The sequence below is a fragment of the Microvirga massiliensis genome (assembly GCF_001006805.1).
Classification (GTDB): domain Bacteria; phylum Pseudomonadota; class Alphaproteobacteria; order Rhizobiales; family Beijerinckiaceae; genus Microvirga; species Microvirga massiliensis.
This window is the reverse complement of sequence record NZ_LN811365.1, coordinates 172,358-195,546: the sequence shown is the minus strand read 5'-3', so window position 1 is coordinate 195,546 and position 23,189 is coordinate 172,358. Positions and strand designations below refer to the sequence as shown.

The window sequence follows — 23,189 nt, the reverse complement described above, 5'->3', positions numbered from 1 at the left end:
GGATGCTATGACTTCCCTTGCCCTAGCCGGATGACCGAATGACTGATGGTGGCACGGAGCTGAAGTTGACCGAACTTCTACAATCACGAGGTGAGCGGTCCTTCCGGTTCGGGCGTTCTGGGATCGAATCTGATCCGTAAGCGACCTTCAACCGAAACGGGATGGTAGCAAATCACCAGATCTGATCCGGTTCGTTGGCGTCCGGCCTCCTTTGGAGCGAGGCACGCAGCAATCCGGGCTTAATGCGCGGCTTCCGCTTGAGAGCACTCCGGCAGGCGTGCGGGCTTCTGGAGGCCAGAAAGCTCCTCTGCCTTGGCGCAGGCCGGGAAGCCTGCCGCGCGCATCGTCTCGACCAGCCGCAGACGCTCAGCCGCGCTCCAGCTCGGGTCGAAAACTGCGAAGCTCTCGATCGTCAGGCCGGGAAAGCGCGCCAGCGTCTCGGCCACCGCAGCGCGCGCCTCCTCCGCCTGACCAGTCGCAGCAAGGCTCGCCGCACGGAACACGAAATTGTTCCGCCGATAGGTCTCGCGCGGCTTGCGATCGAGAACCCGCAGCGCCTTCTCGTAGCGCCCGACCATGAAGAAGGCATACGCGTAGGTGTTGAGCGCCCAGCTCGGCATGTGGGGATTGAGCCGGATCGCCCTCTCGGCCGCCTCCACCCCCTTCTCGGGCTTGCCGAACGCGCTCGCCCAGTCCGCATAGAAGGTGAGGATGTCGGCTGAGTTCGGGTTCAAGCTCACAGCCTGATCGAGTTCGGCCTCGGCTTCGGCAAGATCACCTCCCTGACCGAGCATGGACCCCAGAGCCGCATGCGCCTCGGCGTCCTGCGGATCCAGCTCAACCGCCCGCCGGGCCGCGCCGAGGCGGGTTCGCCGCATGTCTAGCGTGTCGTCAACCCAGCCCTTCAGCACCGTGTAGCTCCAGGCGAGGGCCGTCCAGGCGCGCGCGAACTTCGGGTCGATCTCGAGGCTGCGCTTCAGCAGCCGAATGGCTTCCTCGACACTCTCCCGGGTTTCCCGGTGCTTCGCTTCGACGCCCAGCAGATAGAGCTCGTAGGCCGAGAGGTTTTCCGGCCGCTTGCGCTTGGCCGTATCCTGGCCCGCCGCGAGGATGCTGCCGGTGTAGCCGCCGAGCTGCGCGGCCACCTTTTCGGCGACCTCCGTCTGCACGGCAAAGACGTCCTCGAGCGGACGATCCCAGCGGTCCGACCAGACATGCGCACCCGTTGTGGCATCGATCAACTGGGCGGTGACGCGCAGGCGATCGGCCTGACGCTGGACCGAGCCCTCCAGCACGTAGCCGACGTTCAGGTTCCGGCCGACCTCGCGGACGTCGACCGGCCTGCCCTTGTAGACTGCCGTCGAATTGCGGGCGATTACGGCAAGGTCGCGGAACCGGGCGAGATCGGTGATGATGTCCTCGGTCAGACCGTCCGCCAGCAATCCGGTCGACTGATCGCCGGGAAGGTTGTCGAATGGCAGCACCGCGATGGCGGGCTTGCCGACCGGCGGTTCACTGCCGGGCCAGTAAAAGCGCGAGATGCCGCCCAAGAGCCCCAGTGCGAGCAGGACCATGGCTGCCGCTGGTGCCCACCGTTTCAGGTGCCCAAAGGGCCGCCAACTCGTCAGCTTGCCATTGAAAGTGATCCTGTAGGTTCGGATAGGCCGCTCGATGTTCTTGACCTTCTGCTCGCCCGCGAAATCGAGCGGCACGATGACCTTGCCGTGGAGGTGATCGTAGGCGGTGCCGGAGATCAGCACGCCACCGGGCTCGCAGAGCTGCTCGAGGCGGGCCGCCACGTTCACGCCGTCGCCCAGCAGATCCTTGCCCTCGACCACCACGTCGCCCAGGTTGATGCCGATCCGGAACACGATCCGGCGCTCAGGGGGCACATCGGCCTGTCGCTCGGCCACGCCCTTCTGCACCGCGACCGCACAGAGCACCGCATCGACCACCGAGCCGAACTCCGCGATGGCACCGTCGCCCATCAGCTTCACGATCCGGCCGTGATGCTCGGCCAGCAGCGGATCGATCACCTCGCGGCGGAGCACTTTGAGAGCGGCCAACGTGCCGGCCTCGTCCTGCTCGACCAGACGGGAATACCCGACGACATCCGCCGCCAGGATCGCCGCCAGCCGCCGCTCAACCCATGCTGTTGCCATGGCCGCACTCCGGAGGCATGGGCCTGATAGCTGGCTTGTGCGCGTTACGCGCGATCACAATCAGGTATCGAGGTGCTCCACCATTATAGCTGCGGCGCTACCCTGACGACAGCAGAGAAACGACGGCGCGCAGGCGGGGTGGTTCTATGCGATGGCAGACGCGTCCAGCTCGGCATCTTCCGGCTCAGCTCCAAGCCAGTGCCGGGTTCTGACCAAGCCTGCGCGGGAAGCAGGGCCTGCTCAACCTGCGTAATCGGGCGACTGCGTGACTCTCCGGCTCACTTTCCGGGAGGGCGGCAGCAGATTTCCTCATAGTTGCGGTCGTGCCAGCGGTACATGGAATACTTAAAGCCCTTGACGTCGCCCTTGTCGTCGAAGGTAATCGGCCCGAGCACGGTCTCGAACCTTCCCCCATGCAGCGCCTTCGCCAGTTCGTCGAGTTCGGTCGAGCCTGTCTTCTTGGCAGCATCGGCAAAGACCTGGATCGCAGCATAGGCGTAGAGCGTGTAACCCTCTGGGCTGAAGCCTTCAGCCTCGAACCTCTTTACCACCTCAATTGCCGAGGACAGCTTGCGCGGTTCCGGTCCGAAGGTCATGAGTGTGCCTTCTGCGGCAGAACCGGCCAGGTCCCAGTATTGCTGATTGAACGAACCCGAGGTCACCAGCATCGTGGCGGTCAGGCCACGCCCGCGCGCCTGGCGCACGAACAGACCCGTCTCGGTGAAATATCCGCCAAAATAGATCAGCTGGATGCCGCTGTTCCTCATCTTCGCGATCAGGTCGCCGAACTCCTTGTCGCCCTGCGCAATAGCCTCGTACATCTTCTCCCGGACGCCGCGCTCGTTCAGTCGTCTCCTGAACTCGTCGGCGATACCCTTGCCGTATGCGCTCTGGTCATGGACAATAGCTATGCCGTCCGTCAGCTTATTATCGACGACGTAATCGGCAGCGAAGGCGCCTTGCACGTCATCGCGCCCGCAGACACGGAAAACGTTTGCAAAGCCCTGCTCGGTGAGACGAGGGTTGGTCGAGCCGGGGCTGATCATCAGGACGCGCTTCTCGTGGTAGACCCGAGAGGCCGGGATTGAGGCGCTTGAACAATAGTGCCCGTCGACAAAGACGACGCCCTGTCTGGCGAGTTCATCCGCAACCTCCACTGCCATTTTCGGGTCGCAGCCGGCGTCGTCGGCGATCACGAGGGTGAGCTTCTGGCTGTTAATGCCACCGCTCTCGTTGACATCGCGCACTGCCAGCTCGGCGCCGCGCTGCAGCTCCTCACCGAACGTCGCATACTGCGCCGTCATCGGAGAAACGCTCAACGGGCCGGCAACGGCGATCAGGATATCGGCCCGCGCCACGCTGGTTCCGCCCGTGGTCAGGACGGCAAGAACGGCCAAACGGATGAGAGACCGGCTGAGTGGTGCCGGAAAGTGAATCGTCGCGCCCTGATTCATGGCGCCCGCTTGTCGTCTCCTTGTCATCCAGGCGACCCTAGCGAGCATCTGCGCTCAGCTTTTCAATTTGTAGCTCAAATGGCGTATTATCGATAGATTTTGTTTTTGAGGCTTGTCCTAAACGAGGCACCGGCATCGGACTGGTTTGGGCAAGTACTCGATTGGCTCATCCTCGCCCGCTAGGGACATGCGACCTTGGGGATGCGCGGTTTCGACTTGAGTCTCCGTCGTTTCTATAACGTGGCGCTAGGGACGAGACGATGCCGGGACCTGTGAGCGTACGCTGGCGGTTGCTGGTAGCTTTCTTCGGAATCAGTGCTTTCGCCGTGCTCGGCGCCGCGGCCGCGATGTGGGCCGTCCTTGAACTCGGTCAGGTCCTCGAGCGAACCACTGAGGAGCACGCACCGGCCGCTCTCGCCTTACTGGAGCTGTCACGGCAAGCCGAGCGGATCGCCGCTGCCGCCCCGGCGCTCCTCGCGGCCCCGAACGAAGCCGGCCGAGCAAAGGTTGCTGCCGATATCCGCACCCAGCTCGCCAGGTTAGAGGAGATCCTCGCCAAGCTGCGCGATACCAGTTCGGAAGCCATATTTGGTCCGATCGAGGCATCGGTGGCTCGGCTCGGCAGCAACCTCGACGCACTCGACAGGCTTGTTGCCGAGAGGCTCGCAATCGCTCAGGCTAAAGCGAAGCTCCTGAGCCGACTCTCCGCCACGGTAGTCGGCACCCATCGGCTAGTAACGCCGGGCATTCTCGTTCTCGATTCTCAAGTCGCGGAGTGGCGGCACGCAGGAGGGAATGGATCAGGCGAGGTCCTCGCCCGTGCGGTTGCCGGCTTCGTTCCATTGCAAAAGGCGCAGCTCGAGATCGCAGCGATTAATAGCAGCCTGCTCAAGGCCGCTGACGCACCCTCACCCGCGGATGTGTCGCTGCTCGCCTTTCCCCTTAAACGATCGCTTTCCGCCCTCGAGGCGATCGCGTCCGAATTCGAGCCCTCGCTCCGGGACCGCTTCCTTGACCGGGTGCGCGAGCTCGCTGCGCTCGCCATGGGGTCGGAGGGTTTGCCCGCTGTTCGCGAGCGCGAACTTGACGCGCTCAGCCGCGGTGAGCGGATGCTGGCAGAGAACGCCACTCTTTCGGGCGGCCTGACCGAGGCGGTTGACCGGCTTGTGGCGAGCGCCAAAGCGGATATTGCGGCCGCTAGCGCCGAGTCGAAGCGTGTGCAGGAACTCAGCACCGGTGTGCTTGGCACGATCGTGCTGGCCAGTCTTCTGAGCTCGGCCTTGATCGTTTGGCTATATGTCGATCGCAACCTTCTTGCCCGTCTGGCAGGGGTGAGCCAGAGCATGCTTGCAATTGCTGGCGGGGACTTGCGAACGCCCGTACCGGCGTCAGGCAGCGATGAGATTGGGCGAATGGCAGAGGCACTTCGCCATTTCCGAGAGACGGCTCGTGAAGTTGAGGAGAAGAACCTGCGCGAAGTGGCTAAGGCTCGACAGCGCTTAGTGGATGCGATCGAGACCATCTCTGAGGGCTTTGCCCTTTTCGATGCGGATGATCGACTTGTTCTCTGTAACAGTCGGTACGGCGAACTGCTCTATGCTGGTCGCGAAGTTGAGCTGCGCGCAGGAATGACGTTCGCAAGTATTGTGCGGCGAGCCGCAGAAGGCGGTTACATTATGGACGCTGAAGGCCGAGTTGAGGATTGGATCGCCGACCGCATACGGCGACATCAAAAACCAGGCGAGCCGGTTCTGCAAAGACGCGTGAGCGGGCGCTGGATCATGGTCAGCGAGCGTCGGACTGAAGATGGCGGCATCGTGGCTGTATACTCCGATATTACGGAGTTGAAACAACATGAGGAGGTCCTGTCCGAGAAAACTGCGGCTCTCGAGGCTCTTTCAAGGAAACTTGCAAAGTATCTCGCACCGCAAGTCTACAACTCGATATTTACCGGCAGCCGAGAGGTGAAGATCGCGAGTGAACGCAAAAAGTTGACGGTATGCTTCTCGGACATCGCCGGCTTCACTGAGATCACCGACAAAATGGAGTCAGAGGATCTAACGCAGCTCCTAAATCACTACCTGACTGAGATGTCGAATATCGCGGCCGCCTATGGAGCGACTATCGACAAATATGTTGGTGACGCGATCCTCATGTTCTTCGGCGACCCTGAGACCCGAGGCATTCGAGAAGATGCTCTCGCTTGCGTTAAAATGGCCCTCGCTATGCAAAAGAGGATAGGCGAACTCGCCGAGGTGTGGCGTCAGAGCGGGGTCGAGACGCCTCTGAGTTGTCGCATCGGGATTCATACCGGCTACTGCACAGTAGGTAACTTTGGCAGTGAGGACCGAATGGACTACACAATCGTTGGAGGTGCTGTGAACCTTGCCTCACGGCTCGAGCACGAAGCGGTGCCCGGGGGCGTGCTGATCTCATATGAAACGTATGTGCACGTAAGCGAGGAAGTCAGATGCGAAGAGCGCGGGCACATCCGAGTTAAGGGCCTTGCTTATCCGGTCGCCGTTTATGAAGTGGTTGCACTCGAACGAGACCTCGACGCGACATGCGACAGGATCGATGTAGAGTTACCGCACCTTCGGTTGGAGCTTGAGGCTGGATTGATGTCGAAGCGCGAGGTGCACCAGGCACTCGCGACTTTGCGTAAAGCCCTTCGCCGCCTCGAGAGCAACAGATAGCGGGCGCGATAAGAGAAGAGTTCACGAATCCGCGGCGACATCGAACAGGGCAGAGGCCCACGCCGGGTTCGTCCCAGGAGAGCCGTCGACATGATAGGCTTTCCGGCCAAGAACGCCACTGCCGCATGGCCATGATCATCGCAGGCCTAAAGATGGTCAGACTCGGCCAGGATCGCGGATTGTCAGCAACAGGCAGTTCAGCTCTATCCGTTTGGTCTCGATCGTGGCGGCACGCCACTACGCTGCAATGAGCGTGTTCGCTATCGCAATCCGAACCGGTGGCGTCATGGCGATCTCCACGCTTGCGATATGGCGCGTGCCCTCACCATCAGGTCGAGGCCAAGTCGTTCTGCCAAACGGAGATGTCAACAGACCCGAGCCGGTTGGAGCCGGACGCGAGGATGGATGTGCTGTTTCGATCCGGCTCCGCCGCGCTGCTGATCTCTAGAACAATAATAGAACTTCTCCTGCCCTGGAACGTTGTCCGTCCGGCTCAAGGACCGATTAAAAGGCTACCCGCAGGCAGCGATGCGTTAACCGGAAGTTCAGGCTGAAACGGCCAAGGTCCGGCAACGACGAACGTCAGGAGAATCGATATGCGCCTCTCACTCTCGCACTGCACCATCTTTGCCTGCCTCGGCATATTCTTTGCTGCTCCTCACACGATATCGGGCATGAGCAACACCGCACAGGCGCAGAGCGTCCAGATTGGTCCTGGCGGGGTGCGGATCACGCCGGATCGAGACCACCGCCATCGCGGCGACTGGCGCATTTCGGAGCGAGAAGCCGTGCGCATCGCGCGCCGCCAGGGCATCGTGGACGTGAATCGAGTCGCTCGTGCGGGTCGCGAGTGGCGTGTTTCCGGCATCAACAGACGTGGCCACAGCATGCGCGTCATCATCGATGCCCGCTCCGGCAGAGTTCTCCGCACGGTTCGGATGCGGTAACGATCACACCTCTGCGACAACGTCCGCCAGATCGTAACGGGGCGAGCAGGAGCTCGCTCCGTTATCACGTATTCCGATCCGCCAAAGCCTCCATCCACACGGTTGCTTGGGCCATAGCCCCCCATGCTCCTTCTTAAAGCCCAACGGCATGTGAGACTGACCAGGATCGGGCTGTACCGCCCTGTCGAGCGGCTCGCGCCCGAGACAGTTGGATCAAGGTGCCCGTGACGGCTGAGGAACACATGCGAGACCCTGCGGCAAATTCCTCGCCTCTGCCGGAGCCCACACGGAGCCAGGGCGAAGGCAGTGCCCGTGAGGTCTTCGGTGCTTTTCTGGTCCTTGGCCTGACGTCCTTCGGCGGTCCGACGGCGCATCTCGGTTATTTTCGGACGGAGTTCGTCGCGCGCCGCCGCTGGCTCGACGAGCGGAGCTATGCCGATCTGGTCGCGCTGTGCCAGTTCTTACCCGGTCCGGCATCGAGTCAGGTCGGGATGGCGATCGGCCTCTCACGGGCCGGCTATCTCGGAGCTCTGGCGGCCTGGACGGCCTTTACCCTGCCCTCCGCGGTGCTCCTCGTGCTCTTTGCCTACGGGGTCAGGACGTTCGGAGATGTGCTCGGCTCGGGCTGGCTCCATGGGCTGAAGGTCGCGGCCGTCGCCGTCGTGGCGCTAGCCCTGCTCGGCATGGCCCGCACCCTGGCTCCCGACCGGGAACGAGCCACCCTCGCGATTGCGGCTGCGGCCATCACGCTCGCGCTCCCATCCGCCTGGGGGCAGGTCGCTGCGATCGTGATCGGAGGGCTCGTCGGCATCACGCTCCTGAAGGGAAGTGCTCCATCGGATCATGTCTCACTCCCCCTTTCGGCAAGCCGCGGCATGGCAGTTGCCGCGCTCCTCCTGTTCTTCGCACTTCTGTTCGGGCTTCCCTTCCTGAGCGCAGCAACGGATAGTCACGGTATCGAGCTGCTCAATTCCTTCTACCGGGCCGGGTCGCTCGTGTTCGGTGGTGGTCACGTCGTCCTTCCGCTCCTCCAGGCCGAAGTGGTTCCTCCAGGCTGGATTTCGAACGACGCCTTTCTGGCCGGGTACGGAGCCGCTCAGGCGGTGCCCGGCCCCCTCTTCACCTTTGCGGCCTATCTCGGCGCGGCGATGGGTGAGGAGCCGAACGGATGGCCGGGGGCTGCCCTGTGCCTCATCGCCGTGTTTCTTCCGTCTTTCCTGCTCGTGATCAGCGCCCTGCCTTTCTGGGAGGCGCTTCGCAAAAAGGCCTTGGTGCAATCCGCCCTGAAGGGCGTCAATGCAGCCGTGGTGGGGCTCCTCCTCGCTGCCTTCTACCACCCGGTCTGGACGGCAGGCATTCTGAGTTCGGCCGACTTCGCTCTGGCCGCGGCCGCTTTCCTCCTGCTGTTCATGTGGCAGGCTCCACCATGGCTCGTGGTCGTCCTGAGTGCGCTCGGCGGGGCCGTCATCACAGCATTATGAGAGCGGCGTGAGACCGCATCGCATATCGCCGGTTTAGAGCATTCCTGAGTTGAAGTTCGCGGACGCGAGCAGGCAGGCATCGGTCGTCATCGATCCCGTCGCACTCCACAGATGATCAATGGTCGACAGATTTTGCCTGAGCGGGTTGCCTACTACGCCTTCGGATCTACGTTCGTTCAGACGAATGTGAGGGTGGCGCTGGCCAGCCTCGTCCGACTAATGCCATCTTTATCTGGCCTCTCCCAAGATGGCACGGTCAGCCGGAGGCTCCGCTCATGGAAGATCACGACGCCAATCTGCTCGATCTCAAGGGCGCGCGAGTCCTCGTCGTGCAAAACGATCCCTTTGTTGCTGCGGATCTCGATCTGCTGATCGATGAAGCCGGGGGCACCATCGTGGCGCTCACGCATAGCGAGCGCGACGCCCTGTCGCTCCTGGACAGCGAGGTGGTCGACGCCGCCATAGTCGATCGCGATCTCGCCCAGGGAGAAGCCGCCAAAGTCATGTGGGCTCTCGAGGCGCGGGAGATCCCCTTCGTCGTCTACTCGCCGCAGAGGAGCGGCCATGATGTCTCCGCCTATGCCTCGAAGGCGGCGTGGCCCTTCGTTGCGGCCCTTGGTCTCGCCTTGAGGCTCGCTGCGGAGATCGCCGACCCCTTCCAGTTCCTCATGTAGCATCGGCGGCAAACTTGCCCGTGACTCTCGACCGGTTTTCGCAACTTGATCGGTAGCACCCCGGGGATCGCATCGGCGCGATCCGCTCGGAAGAGGCTCAACGGGCGGGCTCCTGCTTCGCCCGACCGACGATCTGGGTCGGATTGACGAACCGTAGCGCGATAACAAGCCAGATCAGCGTCGTTGCCATGTAGATGACGGCCATGGCGTCAATCGACTGCACTGCGCGCACGCCGGCGGCAAAAACCGCATAGTAGAGCGCGACCACGAGAGTCTGGCTCGTTGGACCGGCGGTGAGGAAGGTCAGCTCGAACATGGCGATCGTGCGCACCAGGACGAGCAGCAGCGCCGCGAGCATTCCTGGAAGGAGCAGCGGCAGGAGCACGTGAAGGAACAGGCGCGGAGTATTGGCGCCGAAGACTCGCGCTGCGGCTTCGACCCGCGGATCGATCTGCTCGATGAACGGGATCATGACGAGGATCACGAAGGGCACGGTCGGAACCAGATTGGCCAGGACGACACCGGACATCGAGCCGGCAAGCCCGGCCTGATACAGGACCGTGGCGAGCGGAATGCCAAACGTGATCGGCGGGACAAGAAGCGGGAGAAGGAACAGGAGCATGACGAGCTGCTTGCCTGGAAAGTTCCTGCGCGCCAGGGCATAGGCCGCGGGAACGCCGAGGAGGCCCGAAAAGAGCACGACGAGAAACACGACCTCGAAGGTGACGATGAGCACGTCATGGAGTTGGAACTCGTCCCAGGCGGCCGAATACCAGCGGGTGGTCCAGCCGGCCGGCAGCCATGTTCCGAGCCACCGCGTCGCGAACGAGCTCGTGATCACCGTTGCGATCATGGCGAACAGGTTGACCACGAAGAAGCCGACGACGGTCCAGACTGCGATCGCCCAGAGCCGCGCGCCAAGGGTGTTGTCGCGAATCATGAGCTCACCCTTTTCCGCCGGCCGTCGGTCCGCGATAGAACACGCCTCGGGCAGCGAGCACGACGACAACGATCCCGAGTTGCACGATAGCCATCAGCATGGCGATAGCCGAAGCCATGGAGTAGTCGTACTCCTCAAATGCGGCCTGATATGCCGCGATGGAGATCACGCGGGTCGGGCCGGCCGGAGCTCCGAGGAGCACGGCGGACGGGAATACCGAGAAGGCTTGGACGAACGACAGACAGAAGGTGATCGCGAGTCCAGGCAGGAGCAGCGGCAGCATCACGTGCGAGAAGCGCTCCCATGGACCCGCCCCGAGAGTCGCCGCCGCCTGTTCGAGCGCCGGATCGACGCCGCTGATATAGGAGAGCGTCAGAAGGAACGTGAACGGAAATCCCGTGATCAGGAGCGACAGGAACACACCCGTGTAGTTGTGAACGAGGCGGATGGGTTCGGAGATGATGCCGAAAGTCAGGAGCGTGCGATTGAACCATCCTTGTGGTCCCAGGTAGTTCAACAGCCCTTCGGCCACGAGCACGGTTCCGAGCGTGATCGGCACAACGAGGATCGTGGTCAGAATTCTCTGACGCCGCATGAGCCGAACGCGAAGGGCGATGGGAACTGCAAGCAGCAGGTTCAACAGGGTGACTGGCATCGCAAGCCACAGAGTCGTGGCGATCGTCCCGTATAGAAACGAGTCCGAAAAGAAGCGTGAATAGTTTGCGAGCGCCGAGCCTGCCTTTGGCTGGAACGACAGCCACAACCCGTAGGCAAACGGGTAGATGAACAGCATCAGCACGAAGAGCACCGCCGGAATCGCCAGCAGCGTAAGGCTATCGATGCCCTGGGCCGCAGCGCGCTGCATCAGAGATGGTGCTCGATCGGCGACCGAAACCCGGGAGGTCATGCCCGACCTCCCGTAAAGACGAGAACGTGATCTGGCCCGGCGCCGAGATGCACGATCGTCCCAGGCTCGAGACGCTCCGGCGAGCGGAAGGACAATTCCGTTCCGCCCTCGATGGCATGGCCGAACCCGACGAATTCGCGTCCTCGAAACTCGGTTGAGACGACCTCCGTGGCGACAGCGCTATCTCCTGCCGCGACCGGATGGAGATCGTCCGGGCGAACCACGGCGACTGCGGCCTCACCAGGCCGGACCGGCTCACGCATCCGTCCGGCAATGCGGATCCGGCCTGCTTGCACCACGGCGCCGGCCCCCTCGACCGAGACGACCTGCCCATGCATCTGGTTGCGGAAGCCCATGAATTCGGCGACGTCGAGGTGGTCGGGCCGCGCGAAGAGGTCCTCTGGCGTGCCGACCTGCCGGACCACGCCGTCCCGCAACACCACGATCCGGTCGGCAAGCGACAACGCCTCCTCCTGGTCGTGGGTGACATAGATCGTCGTCGCCCCGAGCGCATTGTGAATGCGCCGGATCTCGGCTCGCATTTCCAGCCTGAGCTTCGCGTCGAGGTTGGAGAGCGGCTCGTCCATCAGCACGAGGGGCGGCTCGACGACGATCGCGCGCGCGATCGCGACACGCTGCTGCTGGCCGCCCGACAACTGCCCCGGCAGCTTGTGCTCCTGCCCTTGGAGCTGAACGAGGGCAATAGCCTCCTCGATCCGCCGCTCGGCATCGGCTTTCGGCACACCGCGCATCTTCAGCCCGAAGCCGACATTCTTGCGCACCGTCATGTGCGGAAACAGCGCGTAGTTCTGGAAGACCATTCCGAAGCCGCGTTGTTCCGGACGGAGGTTGTCGATCCGCCGCTCGTCGAGCCAGATGCCGCCGCCCGTTGCCGGCAGCAGGCCCGCCAGGATGTTCAACGTCGTCGATTTCCCGCAACCGGACGGCCCAAGGAGCGCGATGAACTCGCCCTGGCGGACCGTCAGGTTGACGTCTCTCAGCGCTGCGACGGTGCCGAATTCGCGCGACACCCGATCGAGCCTCAATTCGCGAAATTCAGCCGCGTGAATGGTCATATCGCGTTTCCGTTCGAGCACTCATCCTCGGGCTGTTCTCGATACGGCCCGAGGATCAAGATCCAGTGCGTCAGCCCTTGCGCTTGGCGCCGCCGACTTCTTCGTCCCAGCGGCGGAAGGCCTGCACCATCGGCTCGGGATCGAGCGGAGTCTCGAGCGGGGCACTCGCAATGAGTTGCTCGTATTCGGGGCGGCCGAACTCCTTGATGGCCTTCTGGCTTTCCTCCGGAGCCATGTCGAGCGTCACGCCCTTCACGGCCGGGCCCGGATAGAAGTAGCCCTCGTCGTAAGTGTAGGCCTGCTGCTGCGGCGTGAGCATGAAGCTCATCAGGTCGAGGAGCACCGCGAGCTTCTCGTTCGAGACGCCCTTCGGCACGCACATGTAGTGGGCGTCGGTCACCCAGTGCCAGCCTTTCAGGGTCTGGATCTTGGCCTCCTTCGGGACGACGCCGAGAACACGCGGGTTGATGTCCCATCCGGTGGTCGAAACGATGATGTCGCGGGAGCCTTCACCCAGCTCCTTCATGGTCGCACCGGTTCCGGTCGGATAGTATTCGATGTTCTCGCCAAGCGCCTTGAGATAGCCCCACGTCTTCTCCCAGCCCTTCAGGGGATCCTTCGGATTCTGGTCGCCGAGGATATAGGGCAGGCCCATCAGGAACGTGCGGCCCGGGCCCGAGTTGGCCGGGCGGGCATACATGAATCGGTTCTTGTTCTCGCGCGTCCAGGCGAGCAGCTCTTCGGCCGAAGTGGGAACGTTCTTCACCTTGTCGGGTATGTATTCGAGCAGGGGGCCCGACGGGTAGTAGGCGACGACGACGCCCTGGCCGGCCGCCAGCGCCTGCATCTTGCGCGCGCCTTCGATGTAGATCTCGTCGAGCTTCGGGAGCGCGCTCGCGTAGTCCTTCTGAACCGGGATCCACAGGTTCTGATCGATGCCGGCCGCAAGCGCATCGTTGCCGGTCAGCACCATATCGATATCGACCCGGTTGGCATCCTGCTGCGCCTTGATCTTGCCGGGCAGCTCCGGTGCTGGAGCCTTGGTGAAAGTGATGCGCGAGACGACGTCGGGTTTGGCCTTGCGATAGTTTTCGAACGCCTTCTGCGTCAGCGCGAGGTTGCCCGCGACATCGACGATCGAGACGGTCACCGGCGATTTCGGCATCGCCAGTTGCCCTTGGGCGCGAGCCCCGAAAGCGGCGATGCTCGCCACCCCGGTAGCGCCCGCGACGAAGGTTCGGCGTGTAATCTTCCTCTCGGTCAACATTTCCTCCTGTATTGGCCCGGGGCTCATCTTGAATGGGAGCTCAACGTCGCACAAGCAGCACGGTCACGGCGACCGTGTCGCCACGATGCCGTTAACCCGTCAGCCGGCAAGGGCCGCGGACCCGGATTCCTGTTGAGGACTGGTTCTTCGTTGTCCCTCACAGCCCAGCGGATGGCTCTGGGCTGGCCCTGATGGCTGGAGGTGATTGGTCCGATATCGCCGGGCGCCTGCGCTTCGCCCTATTCCGCAGCTGGGCGCAGGGGTATGAAGCCCAGCGACTGGCGCTGGGGCCCCTCCTGCTTGAGCGTCCGGACCATGTCCTCGTATTCACGCTCCATATCGGGCGTCACCGAAGGACGAGTCTCGCGCAAGGCCTGCTCGAAATGCGCCATGGTGACATTCTGCGCCTCGAGAGACTCCCGCAGCGCCAGCAATCCGGCCCGGCGCGTCAGATCTTCCAGGTCGGCACCGGTGAAGCGGTTCGTGCACTCGGCGAGGCTATCAAGGTCGACGTTCTCAGCCAGCGGCATACTCTTCGTATGGATCCCGAGGATGTGCCGACGCCCCGCGGCATCAGGAACGGGCACATAGATGAGTTCGTCGAAGCGGCCGGGCCGCAGGAGAGCCGGGTCGACGAGGTTCGGCCTGTTGGTAGCCGCGATGACGACCACTCCCTGCAGTTCCTCGAGCCCATCCATCTCTGCCAGGATCGTGTTGACGACGCGTTCTGTGACAGCGGGCTCGCCGAGGCCACCACCTCGTACGGGTGCCAGCGAGTCGATCTCGTCGATGAAGATGACGGTCGGGGCGACCTGACGCGCTCGGGCAAAGAGGCGCGAGACCTGCTGCTCAGACTCTCCGTACCACTTTGACAGAAGATCCGACGACTTCGTTGCCACGAAGTTGGCCTGTGACTCCCGTGCGACCGCCTTCGCGAGGAGCGTCTTGCCCGTGCCAGGCGGTCCAAAAAGCAGGAAGCCTTTCGCGGGCCGGATCCCTAGGCGCTGGAACGACTTCGGACTCTTGAGCGGCAGCTCGACCCCTTCGCGCAGGCGCGTGCGCACCTCGTCGACGCCTCCGACATCGTCCCAGGTGACGTTCGGAACCTGAATCATGATCTCGCGAAGTGCCGAAGGTTGCACGCGCTTGAGGGCGTTCAGGAAGTCCTCCCGAGTAACCTGAAGCGTTTCGAGGATCTCGGCCGGAATGCCTTCCTTGAGATCGACGCTCGGCAGAATTCGCCTTAGCGAATCCATCGCGGCCTCGCGGACGAGCGCCGAAAGGTCGGCGCCGACGAAGCCGTATGTGATACGGGCGATCTCGTCGAGATCGACGTCCTCGGCGAGCGGCATGCCGCGGGTATGGATCGTGAGAACTTCCCGACGACCTGTCTCATCCGGTACGCCGATGACGATCTCGCGATCGAAGCGGCCAGGCCGTCGTAGCGCCTCGTCAATGGCGTCGCGCCGGTTGGTCGCGCCGATCACGATGATGTTCTGACGAGGTTCGAGACCATCCATCAGCGTCAGGAGTTGTGCGACGATCCGGCGTTCGACCTCGCCGGTCACCTCTTCGCGCTTGGGTGCGATGCTGTCGATTTCGTCGATGAAGATGATGGCTGGTGCATTCTGCTGCGCCTCCTGGAAGACCTCCCTGAGGCGCTGCTCCGATTCACCATAGTGCCGCCCCATGATCTCGGGGCCGGCAATATGGAAGAACTGTGCCTCCGTCTCGTTGGCGACGGCACGTGCCAGGAGCGTCTTGCCCGTGCCGGGCGGACCGTAAAGCAGGACACCCTTCGGCGGATCGATCCCCAGGCGCTGGAAGAGTTCCGGGTGGCGGAGCGGAAGCTCCACCATCTCCCTCACCTGCTCGACCGTGTTCCCCAAGCCGCCGATATCGTCGTAGGTGACATCGGCCCTGCGGGTCTCCTTGGGCTCCTCGAATTGGGGGCGCAATTCGACCTCGGTCTCGGGCGTGATCTGAACGATGCCGCGGGGTTGCGTGGAGACGACGACGAGCCGAATCTCCTGCAGGCCGTAGGCGGGAATGTTCAGGAGGCCGCGCAATTCCTCCGGGACGCGTCCACCGCCGCGAGGGGAATACACAGAGGTAGAAATTACGTCGCCCGCCGCGAGCGGACGTCGATGGAACGTACGACGCAAGGCTTCGCCGGAGCCCTGGAGACGAAGGTTCTTCTGAGCAGGCGCGAGGACGACCCGTGTCGCGGGGCGGACCTCGGCCTTCCTGATCTCGACATAGTCCCCGCTGCCGACGCCGGCATTGACGCGTTGCAGTCCATCGAGCCGAATGATGTTGAGCCCCTCGTCTTCGGCGTAAGGTGTGAGCGCAAGCGCCGTCGTATGGCGCTTCCCGATGATCTCGATTGCCTGCCCTTCCGTGAGACCAAGTTCGGCGAGCACCTTCTGGCTGACACGGGCAACGCCGCGCCCGGCGTCCTCGGGACGTGCGTTGGCGACCTGCAAGCGCGCGGTCGGTCCTTCGTCAGCCATTGTTGTCCTCCTGGGATTCGAAGGTGGTCCAAACAGGGGCGAGGAGAGCTGGAGGATGCCCAGTGCTCGAGCAGCCTCCGCCTTCGCTGGTAAGTCCCGGATACCCCACCCGTTCTCGGATCATGGGGTCGCGAGACAACGCGCCGTTTCCCGGATTGTTGCACACGCGAGCGCCTCGAGCGGCCGTCCCGAGCCCGCCCTCTCCGCCGTTGCGATCTGCTGGCGAAGCAGGACCGGAGAGGCACGTGCGCAGAGCGCCACTTCTCAGTCCCAGAAGTCCCAGAAGTTCTGGTCCACGCAGCGATAGCCCACGGGACATTGCGCTACATCGCGGGTCGGGACCCAGGCGGGCTCGATCGTCTCATTGATCTCGCAGAAGGCCTGGCTCGCGACGTAGCGATCGTAGGTATATCGCCCGGTCCCGAGAACGATCGCGCCATATCCGCCCACGAGCGAGCGGGCCTGACCGCAGGTGAGAGCCGGCGTCATTGGCCTGCGCTGCGCGAAAGCGTTGCCGGCGCTGAGAGCCAGCAGCACGACAGCAACGATCGTTCTCATGTCTCGATACTCCGAAACTGGCGTCGCCCTTGAAAATGCAAGAGTATCGGCACGGGATCCATCAAACGGTACAGAAAACGGCTCTGCGTTCCGTAACGGGTTCACATGCGGTGCGCTTTCCGATCTGCCTTATCCAGAGTCAGCTACAACATGCCCCGCAGCTTCCGGACCAATTCCGAGGCCGCCGCATAATCCGCTTTTCCGGAACCCAGAACCGGAATGCTTGCGACCAGGATCGAGCGCGGAATCCAGAGTTCCGGGAAACCCTCTGCCTGGGCATAAGCCATGAGCGCTGCCCGATCGGCTGTCGCCTTCTCGGTTACGAGGACGATCTGCTCGCCTTTTCGTGAATCCGGCAGCACGACTGCCAGATGATTGGCGTCGGGCCATAGCCGCTGGACCATTGCCTCCACGGCCGCGAGCGACACCATCTCGCCTCCTATCTTGGCGAACCGTTTTGCCCGGCCCCGGATCGTCACGAAACCATCATCTACCGTGACGATGTCGCCCGTATCGTGCCATCCGTCGGGAGGCGGAATGAGACCGCCCAAAATCGCCGGATCGAGGTAGCCGAGCATTACGTTCGGCCCCCGCACGGACAACCGCCCACCCTCGTGAATGCCCTCCACGGGTTCCAGGCGCCACTCGATTCCGGGCAGGAACGGCCCGACCGTGCCGGGCCGATGGCGGTCCGGAAGATTGCAGGCGATCACGGGAGAGCATTCCGTAGCCCCGTATCCCTCCAGGATCGTGGTGCCGGTCCGATCCCAGAGACGGCGCGTCTCATCTTTCACACGCTCGGCACCCGCAATGACGTAGCGAATGCTGGCGAGGTCCCCTTCGTCGGCCGCGCGGGCATAGCCCTGCAGGAACGTATCTGTTGCCAGAAGGATGGTGGCTTGGGTTCCGCGAACCAGCTTCGGGACCTGCCGGTAATGGAGCGGGCTCGGATAAAGCACGCACTTCATGCCGTTCAGCAACGGCGTCAGAAAGCCGGCCGTGAGCCCGAATGAATGAAACATCGGCAACGGATTGAAAAAGATATCCGAAGGACCGAGGGCGGTCGCCGCATGGGCGGCGATCTGCTGGGCATTGGCCACGAGGTTCCGGCTCGAGAGAACGACGGCCTTGGGCAAGCCCTCGGAGCCCGAGGTGAACAGAATGGCGGCCGGATCGTCCGGTGACTTGCCGTTGCGTCTGTGCACGCGCCGCGCGAACAGAGAGTCGAGCAGGCCGCGCAAGTTGCTGAAACTGGTGAGACGGGCCCTGACGTCCTCGAGGTAGAGGATGCGCCGGCCCTCTCCGATCGCCGCGATCGTGTCGTCGAGCTTGCCCCTCTCCACGAAACGCCGCGAGGTGACGATCGTGCGCAGCGAGGCAATCTGGCATGCGCCCCGGAGACTCGATGTTCCCGCGGTGAAATTGAGGAGCGCCGGGACGCGACCGAAGGCATGGAGCCCGAGTAACGTGACCGGGAGGGCCTGGACATTCGGAAGCAGAACTCCGACCGACTCACCGGATCGCGTCTCGCGAGCCATGGCCCTCCCCAGAACGAGAGAGCCGAGAACCAGGCGGCCATAAGTCAGCGGCTGCCGCTCGTGATCTTCGAGGGCGATCTTGCCCCGACCGAACCTCTTCCCGGCATCGAGGACCGCCTCGAACAGGGTCTTCCGTGTCTTTTCCGGACGGAAGCCGCGGGCGGTCACGGCAGGGCTCCTTTCAAGCTGGCGGTGCTGCCTATCCGGCCGATCCCTCGCGGATGGGCGCCTGATAGGCCAGACCCATGTCCCACGGGAAGTAGATCCAGGTATCCTGGCTCACCTCAGTCACGAAGGTATCGACCACCGGACGCCCGGCAGGTTTCGCGTAAATCGTCGCAAAATGCGCGTTGGGGAGCATGTTGCGCACGATGGAGGCCGTCTTGCCGGTATCCGTGAGGTCATCGACCACGAGCACCCCGCGCCCGGTCCCGTCGCCCAGGGCTTTGATCGCGGGTGCGATGTCCTTCAGCACCGTCAGCTCACCCTGGTTCTTGTAGTCGTGATAGCTTGCGACGCAGACGCTCTCGATCAATCGCACGTCGAGTTCGCGGGCAACGATCGCCGCCGGCACGAGGCCTCCGCGCGTGATGCACACGATGGCTTGAAACGGACCGGCGGCGGCGAGCCGCCAGGCGAGTGCTCGCGCATCGCGATGGAACTGGTCCCAGGAGACCGGGAATGCTTTGGGTGAGGTCGGCGACATCTGGTACTCTCGTGTCAGTCAGAGCGGGTTCTGATCGGTCTTCAGATCGTTGAGCAGGGCGCGCACTGCCTCCCGGGCCGTCGCGACGGCGACAGGATCCTTGCCGCGAATGACGATCTGGTTGCGGAAGCCGGCGCTCGAGAAGGACGGATAGGACCCGATCGAAACCTCCGGATTCTCTTTCGCGATCTCGGCGAGGCCTCCGCCGTAAATGCCCTCGGGCACGCCATGGGCCTCGATCGTTTCCACGACCATGACCGAGCCCGTCCGCAGCTTGGGCACAACCTGATCGAGCATGACCTGCATGATTGAGGGGACGCCAGCCATCACGATGACGTTCTCGATCATGAAGCCGGGCGCCCGCGAGATGGGGTTCTCGATGAGTTCCGCGCCGGCCGGGATCCGCGCCATCCGCAGGCGTGCCTCGGTCAGCTCATGCGCGGCATAGCGCTCTTGCAGCAAGGCGACGGCGCGCGGATCGATATCGATCCCGACACCCAAGGCCTTGGCGACGCTGTCGGCCGTGATGTCGTCGTGGGTCGGCCCGATTCCGCCGGTGGTGAAGAGATAGTCGTAGCGCCTGCGCAGGACGTTGACGGTGTCGACGATCTCGGCTTCGACGTCGGGGATGATGCGGACCTCGCGCAGGTCAATCCCGATCGCGGTCAGATACTCGGCGATGTAGCCGATATTCTTGTCCTTCGTCCGCCCGGACAAGATCTCATCACCGATGATGAGAAGTGCGGCGGAGACGCTGACGGTCATGGGTGGCTTCCTTTTCCGGGCGTGTAGCGCCTCGCGCCGTGTTGCTCAAGCGACCGCAGTTGGCCAGCAGCCCGACTCCGCTATAGGAAGCCGCCCTCCTTCGAACTCCCCTTCCACATGAGATTCTCCGAACCCCTCGTCGAAGGCCGCCTCATCCAGCGCTACAAGCGTTTTCTCGCCGACGTAGAGCTGTCCGACGGATCCGCCGTCACGACCCACTGCGCCAATCCGGGTGCGATGCTCGGCTTGGCGGAGCCCGGGAGCAAGGTGCTCCTGTCGAGGAGCACGAATCCGGCACGTAAGCTCGCCTATAGCTGGGAGCTCGTCGAGGTCGCTGCCGGCGGCGGACCTTTGCAGTACGTCGGGATCAACACCAGCCGCCCCAATCGGCTCGTCGCCGAGGCTCTCCGTGAGGGGCGGCTCACGCGGTTCGCAGGATATGAGCGGGTCCGCCCCGAGGTGAAATACGGCCGGGCGAGCCGGGTCGATTTCCTGCTCGAGAACCCCGGAGAGCCCCCGTGCTACCTCGAGATCAAGAACTGCCACCTGATGCGCGAGCCTGGCCTTGCTGAGTTTCCGGACTGCATTGCCGCCCGCAGCGCCCGCCATCTGGAAGAACTCGCCGCCATGAAGGCTGCCGGAGCTCGCGCCGCTCTGGTCTATGTCGTCCAAATGAACGCTGAGAGGTTCGATGTCGCCGAGGATCTCGATCCGGCCTATGGCCGCGCCTTCCGGGATGCTCTCGCGGCCGGGGTCGAATCCTATGCGGTGACCTGCCGCATCTCGCCCGAGGAGGTCGTCATCGACCAGGAAATCCCGATCGTCACGGCATGAGCCCGCCCCGTGAGAGCGGCGGGCCGAAGCCTGCGCCCGGATCCGATTAGGATGCCTGGCGCTCGTAGACCAGATTCAGCCGAGTTTGCTCGAGAAGCCTATAGCCGCGCTTCTCGAGCAGGGCCGGCAGATCCGTCTGCCATTGGCTGCGGCCATCCTCGATGATCAGCAGTCTGGGAAACAGCGACTCGGGAGCATCCCGGAAGAAAGGATCCAGGATCAGATCCTCCGCACCCTCGACGTCGAGCTTGACGGCGTCGACGACCCGGAAATTCTCCTGCCCGAGCAGCTCGAGCAGCGTTATCGCTGGCACCTTTACCGCTGGGGCCTGGCCGGAGCCGACGATCTTCACGCTCGACTCGCCCCGATTGCGGGGATCGACGAACAGGGTAAGTTCGCCCGCCTTGTCGGCGAGCGCGCAGGCTATGGCCTTGATGGTTCCGAAGGGGTTGAGGCCGATATTGTAGGTCAGCCGATCGAATATGTCGGGCTGCGGCTCGATGGCCAGGATCCTGGCGGTCGGGCCGGCAACTGCCGCCACGTAAAGCGAATAGACCCCGATATTGGCGCCGACGTCGACAAACGTGAAGCCGTCCCGGATACGGCTGGACAGGATCTCGAGCTCCGCTGGGTCGAAAAGCTGGGGTGTGAAGAGGACGCGCTTCTCGCAGATGTTGTTGTAGGGATAGAGCCGCATCCGGACCCCGAGGACTTCCACATCGGCGGGAGCACCGTTTAGGGTCCTGATGGCGATCCGGCGCAGGGCGTGCAGCAGGCGCCGGGCTGCCCAGCCGTCAGAGAGAGAGCGGGTGCGCTCGATCACCCAGCGGCTGAGGCCGACGGGGGTGTGCGCGCCGAATGGTTGCGGGTCATTCATCGTTCGGGGGATACTCGGTCCGGCTTGAGGGCCGCCTTGGTTCTGGTCGCGTGCTCATGGCACCCCCCGGCGCTGATCGCAAGCGAGCCATGACGAGGCCGCGCTTGCAGGCTTGTCGCTGGTCCCTACATTGCGGCGTTACGGCAGGATCGATCATGACGACGGACGACATCTCTCTTCTGGAACGCAAGCGCGCCGCGGCACCTCCGCTCCATGGGCCGGAAGGATTCGCTGGCATGCGGCGGGCCGGGAGGCTCGTCGCCGAGGCGCTCGACATGCTCACCGAGCATGTCCGGCCGGGAGTTTCGACCGATTATCTCGATCGCCTGGTCTTCGAGTTCATGCTGAGTCACGGCGCCTACCCCGCGACCCTGTTCTACCGTGGCTATACCAAGTCGACCTGCATCTCGATCAATCATGTGGTGTGTCATGGCATCCCGAACGAGAAGCCGCTTCGGGAAGGTGACATCATCAATATCGACGTGACGCTGATCCTCGACGGCTGGCACGGCGACTCGAGCAGGATGTACTATGTCGGCGAGGTTCCGCGACGTGCGCAACGCCTGTGCGAGATCACCTACGAGGCCATGATGCGCGGAATCGCCGCCGTGCGGCCCGGCGCGACGACGAACGACATCGGCGCGGCCGTACAGAGCTACGTGGAGGCCGAGCGCTGCTCGGTCGTGCGGGACTTCTGCGGGCACGGGCTCGGCCGCGTGTTCCACGATGCCCCGACGATCCTGCATTATGTCGAGCCGGCCTATAGCGTCGAGCTGAAGCCCGGAATGTTCTTCACCATCGAGCCGATGGTGAATCTGGGCCGCCCTCACGTAAAGGTGCTCTCGGATGGCTGGACTGCCGTTACCCGCGATCGCTCGCTCTCCGCCCAGTTCGAGCATGCCGTCGGCGTGACCGAGACCGGGGTCGAGATCTTCACGCTTTCGCCAAAGGGCCTCGACAAGCCTCCCTACGACGTCTGATGGCCGTACCTGTTTGACGTTGCGCCGCCGCGCTGGCAACAAGAGCGTGGCAGTAAGGGCGCAGAGCCCAACGGGGCGACCACCGGAATGAGCGGCACGCCAAAGCCTCACTATCACGGGCATCGTGCGCGCTTGCGGTCTCGACTCCTCGAGCATGGCGGCGACGTCCTGCCGGACTATGAACTCCTCGAGCTGATCATTTTCCGTGCCCTTCCTCAGGGAGACGTGAAGCCGATCGCGAAGAACCTGCTGGCGCGGTTCGGAAGCCTGCCGGAGGTGATCGCCGCGCCCCCTGCCCTTCTCCAGGAGGAGCCGGGCGTCGGCCCGGCGATCGTGGCGGAATTGAAGGTCGTCGAGGCGGCCGTCCGGCGGTTCACGCGAGGTGTCGTTTCCAAGCGCCCCGTTCTGTCGTCCTGGACGTCCGTGCTCGATTATTGCCGCACGACAATGGCGTTCCTGAACGTCGAGCAGTTTCGGCTGCTCTTTTTCGACAAGCGGAACGCTCTGATCGCAGACGAAGTGCAGCAATCGGGAACCGTCGACCATACGCCCGTCTATCCGCGCGAAGTCGTGCGCCGCGCCTTGGAACTCTCCGCGACGGCGCTCATCCTGGTGCACAACCACCCTTCGGGCGACCCGACGCCCTCCTCGGCCGATATTCGCATGACACGCGAGATCATCGAGGTCGCGAAGCCTCTCGGGATCACCATCCACGACCACATCATCATCGGACGGAACGGCCATACCAGCCTGCGGGAGCTGAAGCTCATCTGATCGAAATCAATCCTGCCAGGTGCGAGATCGCGCAGGCAGG

General features: G+C 63.3%; 19 protein-coding genes. 7 read left to right on the top strand and 12 right to left on the bottom strand.

Annotated elements, in window-relative coordinates; translation table 11 throughout:
* Positions 1 to 239: 239 nt before the first annotated feature.
* Both BN1233_RS35655 and BN1233_RS35650 read right to left on the bottom strand, forming a co-directional pair.
* Positions 240 to 2,162: an adenylate/guanylate cyclase domain-containing protein gene (locus BN1233_RS35655; RefSeq protein WP_046868391.1), complete on the bottom strand. Its 1,923-nt coding sequence runs from the start codon at positions 2,160 to 2,162 to the stop codon at positions 240 to 242.
* A gap of 278 nt (positions 2,163 to 2,440) precedes the next feature.
* The gene (locus BN1233_RS35650) at positions 2,441 to 3,616 is read right to left on the bottom strand and encodes a branched-chain amino acid ABC transporter substrate-binding protein (protein ID WP_082145849.1); all 1,176 of its coding nucleotides are present in this window, start codon (positions 3,614 to 3,616) and stop codon (positions 2,441 to 2,443) included.
* Positions 3,617 to 3,876: 260 nt separating this feature from the next.
* Between BN1233_RS35650 and BN1233_RS35645 the strand changes: the two genes are divergently transcribed.
* From BN1233_RS35645 to BN1233_RS35630, 4 genes are all read left to right on the top strand, one after another.
* Entirely contained in the window at positions 3,877 to 6,312 is a 2,436-nt protein-coding gene (locus BN1233_RS35645; RefSeq protein ID WP_046868390.1) for an adenylate/guanylate cyclase domain-containing protein, read from the top strand.
* 674 nt (positions 6,313 to 6,986) lie between these two features.
* Complete coding sequence (locus tag BN1233_RS35640; protein ID WP_046868441.1) at positions 6,987 to 7,259, top strand: PepSY domain-containing protein; 273 nt, start codon at positions 6,987 to 6,989, stop codon at positions 7,257 to 7,259.
* A gap of 242 nt (positions 7,260 to 7,501) precedes the next feature.
* Positions 7,502 to 8,740: a chromate efflux transporter gene (gene chrA, locus BN1233_RS35635; RefSeq protein ID WP_046868389.1), complete on the top strand. Its 1,239-nt coding sequence runs from the start codon at positions 7,502 to 7,504 to the stop codon at positions 8,738 to 8,740.
* A gap of 275 nt (positions 8,741 to 9,015) precedes the next feature.
* Positions 9,016 to 9,414, top strand: coding sequence for a response regulator (locus BN1233_RS35630; protein WP_048709950.1), 399 nt, complete (start codon positions 9,016 to 9,018; stop codon positions 9,412 to 9,414).
* A gap of 97 nt (positions 9,415 to 9,511) precedes the next feature.
* Here BN1233_RS35630 and BN1233_RS35625 read toward each other — a convergent pair whose 3' ends face one another.
* From BN1233_RS35625 to BN1233_RS35585, 9 genes are all read right to left on the bottom strand, one after another.
* A complete protein-coding gene (locus BN1233_RS35625; protein ID WP_046868388.1) occupies positions 9,512 to 10,354 on the bottom strand; it encodes an ABC transporter permease in 843 nt (280 codons plus the stop codon).
* Positions 10,355 to 10,358: 4 nt separating this feature from the next.
* Positions 10,359 to 11,261, bottom strand: a complete 903-nt coding sequence (locus BN1233_RS35620; protein WP_046868387.1) for an ABC transporter permease — start codon at positions 11,259 to 11,261, stop codon at positions 10,359 to 10,361.
* Positions 11,258 to 12,337, bottom strand: coding sequence for an ABC transporter ATP-binding protein (locus BN1233_RS35615; RefSeq protein WP_046868439.1), 1,080 nt, complete (start codon positions 12,335 to 12,337; stop codon positions 11,258 to 11,260). Before BN1233_RS35615 ends, BN1233_RS35620 begins: the two co-directional genes overlap by 4 nt.
* Before the next feature lie 70 nt (positions 12,338 to 12,407).
* Positions 12,408 to 13,604, bottom strand: a complete 1,197-nt coding sequence (locus BN1233_RS35610) for an extracellular solute-binding protein (RefSeq protein ID WP_046868386.1) — start codon at positions 13,602 to 13,604, stop codon at positions 12,408 to 12,410.
* A gap of 239 nt (positions 13,605 to 13,843) precedes the next feature.
* The gene (locus BN1233_RS35605) at positions 13,844 to 16,117 is read right to left on the bottom strand and encodes a CDC48 family AAA ATPase (protein WP_046868385.1); all 2,274 of its coding nucleotides are present in this window, start codon (positions 16,115 to 16,117) and stop codon (positions 13,844 to 13,846) included.
* 264 nt (positions 16,118 to 16,381) lie between these two features.
* Positions 16,382 to 16,675, bottom strand: a complete 294-nt coding sequence (locus tag BN1233_RS35600; protein WP_046868384.1) for a hypothetical protein — start codon at positions 16,673 to 16,675, stop codon at positions 16,382 to 16,384.
* Between the two features lie 143 nt (positions 16,676 to 16,818).
* Positions 16,819 to 18,381 (bottom strand): AMP-binding protein, encoded by a 1,563-nt coding sequence (locus BN1233_RS35595; protein WP_052764077.1) that lies wholly within the window; start codon positions 18,379 to 18,381, stop codon positions 16,819 to 16,821.
* Positions 18,382 to 18,412: 31 nt separating this feature from the next.
* Positions 18,413 to 18,919 (bottom strand): xanthine phosphoribosyltransferase, encoded by a 507-nt coding sequence (gpt, locus tag BN1233_RS35590; RefSeq protein WP_046868382.1) that lies wholly within the window; start codon positions 18,917 to 18,919, stop codon positions 18,413 to 18,415.
* 18 nt (positions 18,920 to 18,937) lie between these two features.
* Positions 18,938 to 19,684, bottom strand: a complete 747-nt coding sequence (locus tag BN1233_RS35585; protein WP_046868381.1) for a competence/damage-inducible protein A — start codon at positions 19,682 to 19,684, stop codon at positions 18,938 to 18,940.
* Positions 19,685 to 19,801: 117 nt separating this feature from the next.
* Here BN1233_RS35585 and sfsA point away from each other — a divergent pair, with 117 nt between their 5' ends.
* Entirely contained in the window at positions 19,802 to 20,518 is a 717-nt protein-coding gene (gene sfsA, locus BN1233_RS35580) for a DNA/RNA nuclease SfsA (RefSeq protein WP_046868380.1), read from the top strand.
* Between the two features lie 46 nt (positions 20,519 to 20,564).
* Here sfsA and BN1233_RS35575 read toward each other — a convergent pair whose 3' ends face one another.
* Complete coding sequence (locus tag BN1233_RS35575; RefSeq protein WP_046868379.1) at positions 20,565 to 21,395, bottom strand: FkbM family methyltransferase; 831 nt, start codon at positions 21,393 to 21,395, stop codon at positions 20,565 to 20,567.
* Between the two features lie 155 nt (positions 21,396 to 21,550).
* Here BN1233_RS35575 and map point away from each other — a divergent pair, with 155 nt between their 5' ends.
* Together map and radC are read left to right on the top strand one after the other, a co-directional pair.
* A complete protein-coding gene (gene map, locus BN1233_RS35570) occupies positions 21,551 to 22,375 on the top strand; it encodes a type I methionyl aminopeptidase (RefSeq protein ID WP_046868378.1) in 825 nt (274 codons plus the stop codon).
* 87 nt (positions 22,376 to 22,462) lie between these two features.
* Entirely contained in the window at positions 22,463 to 23,149 is a 687-nt protein-coding gene (radC, locus tag BN1233_RS35565) for a RadC family protein (RefSeq protein ID WP_046868377.1), read from the top strand.
* Positions 23,150 to 23,189: the final 40 nt, after the last annotated feature.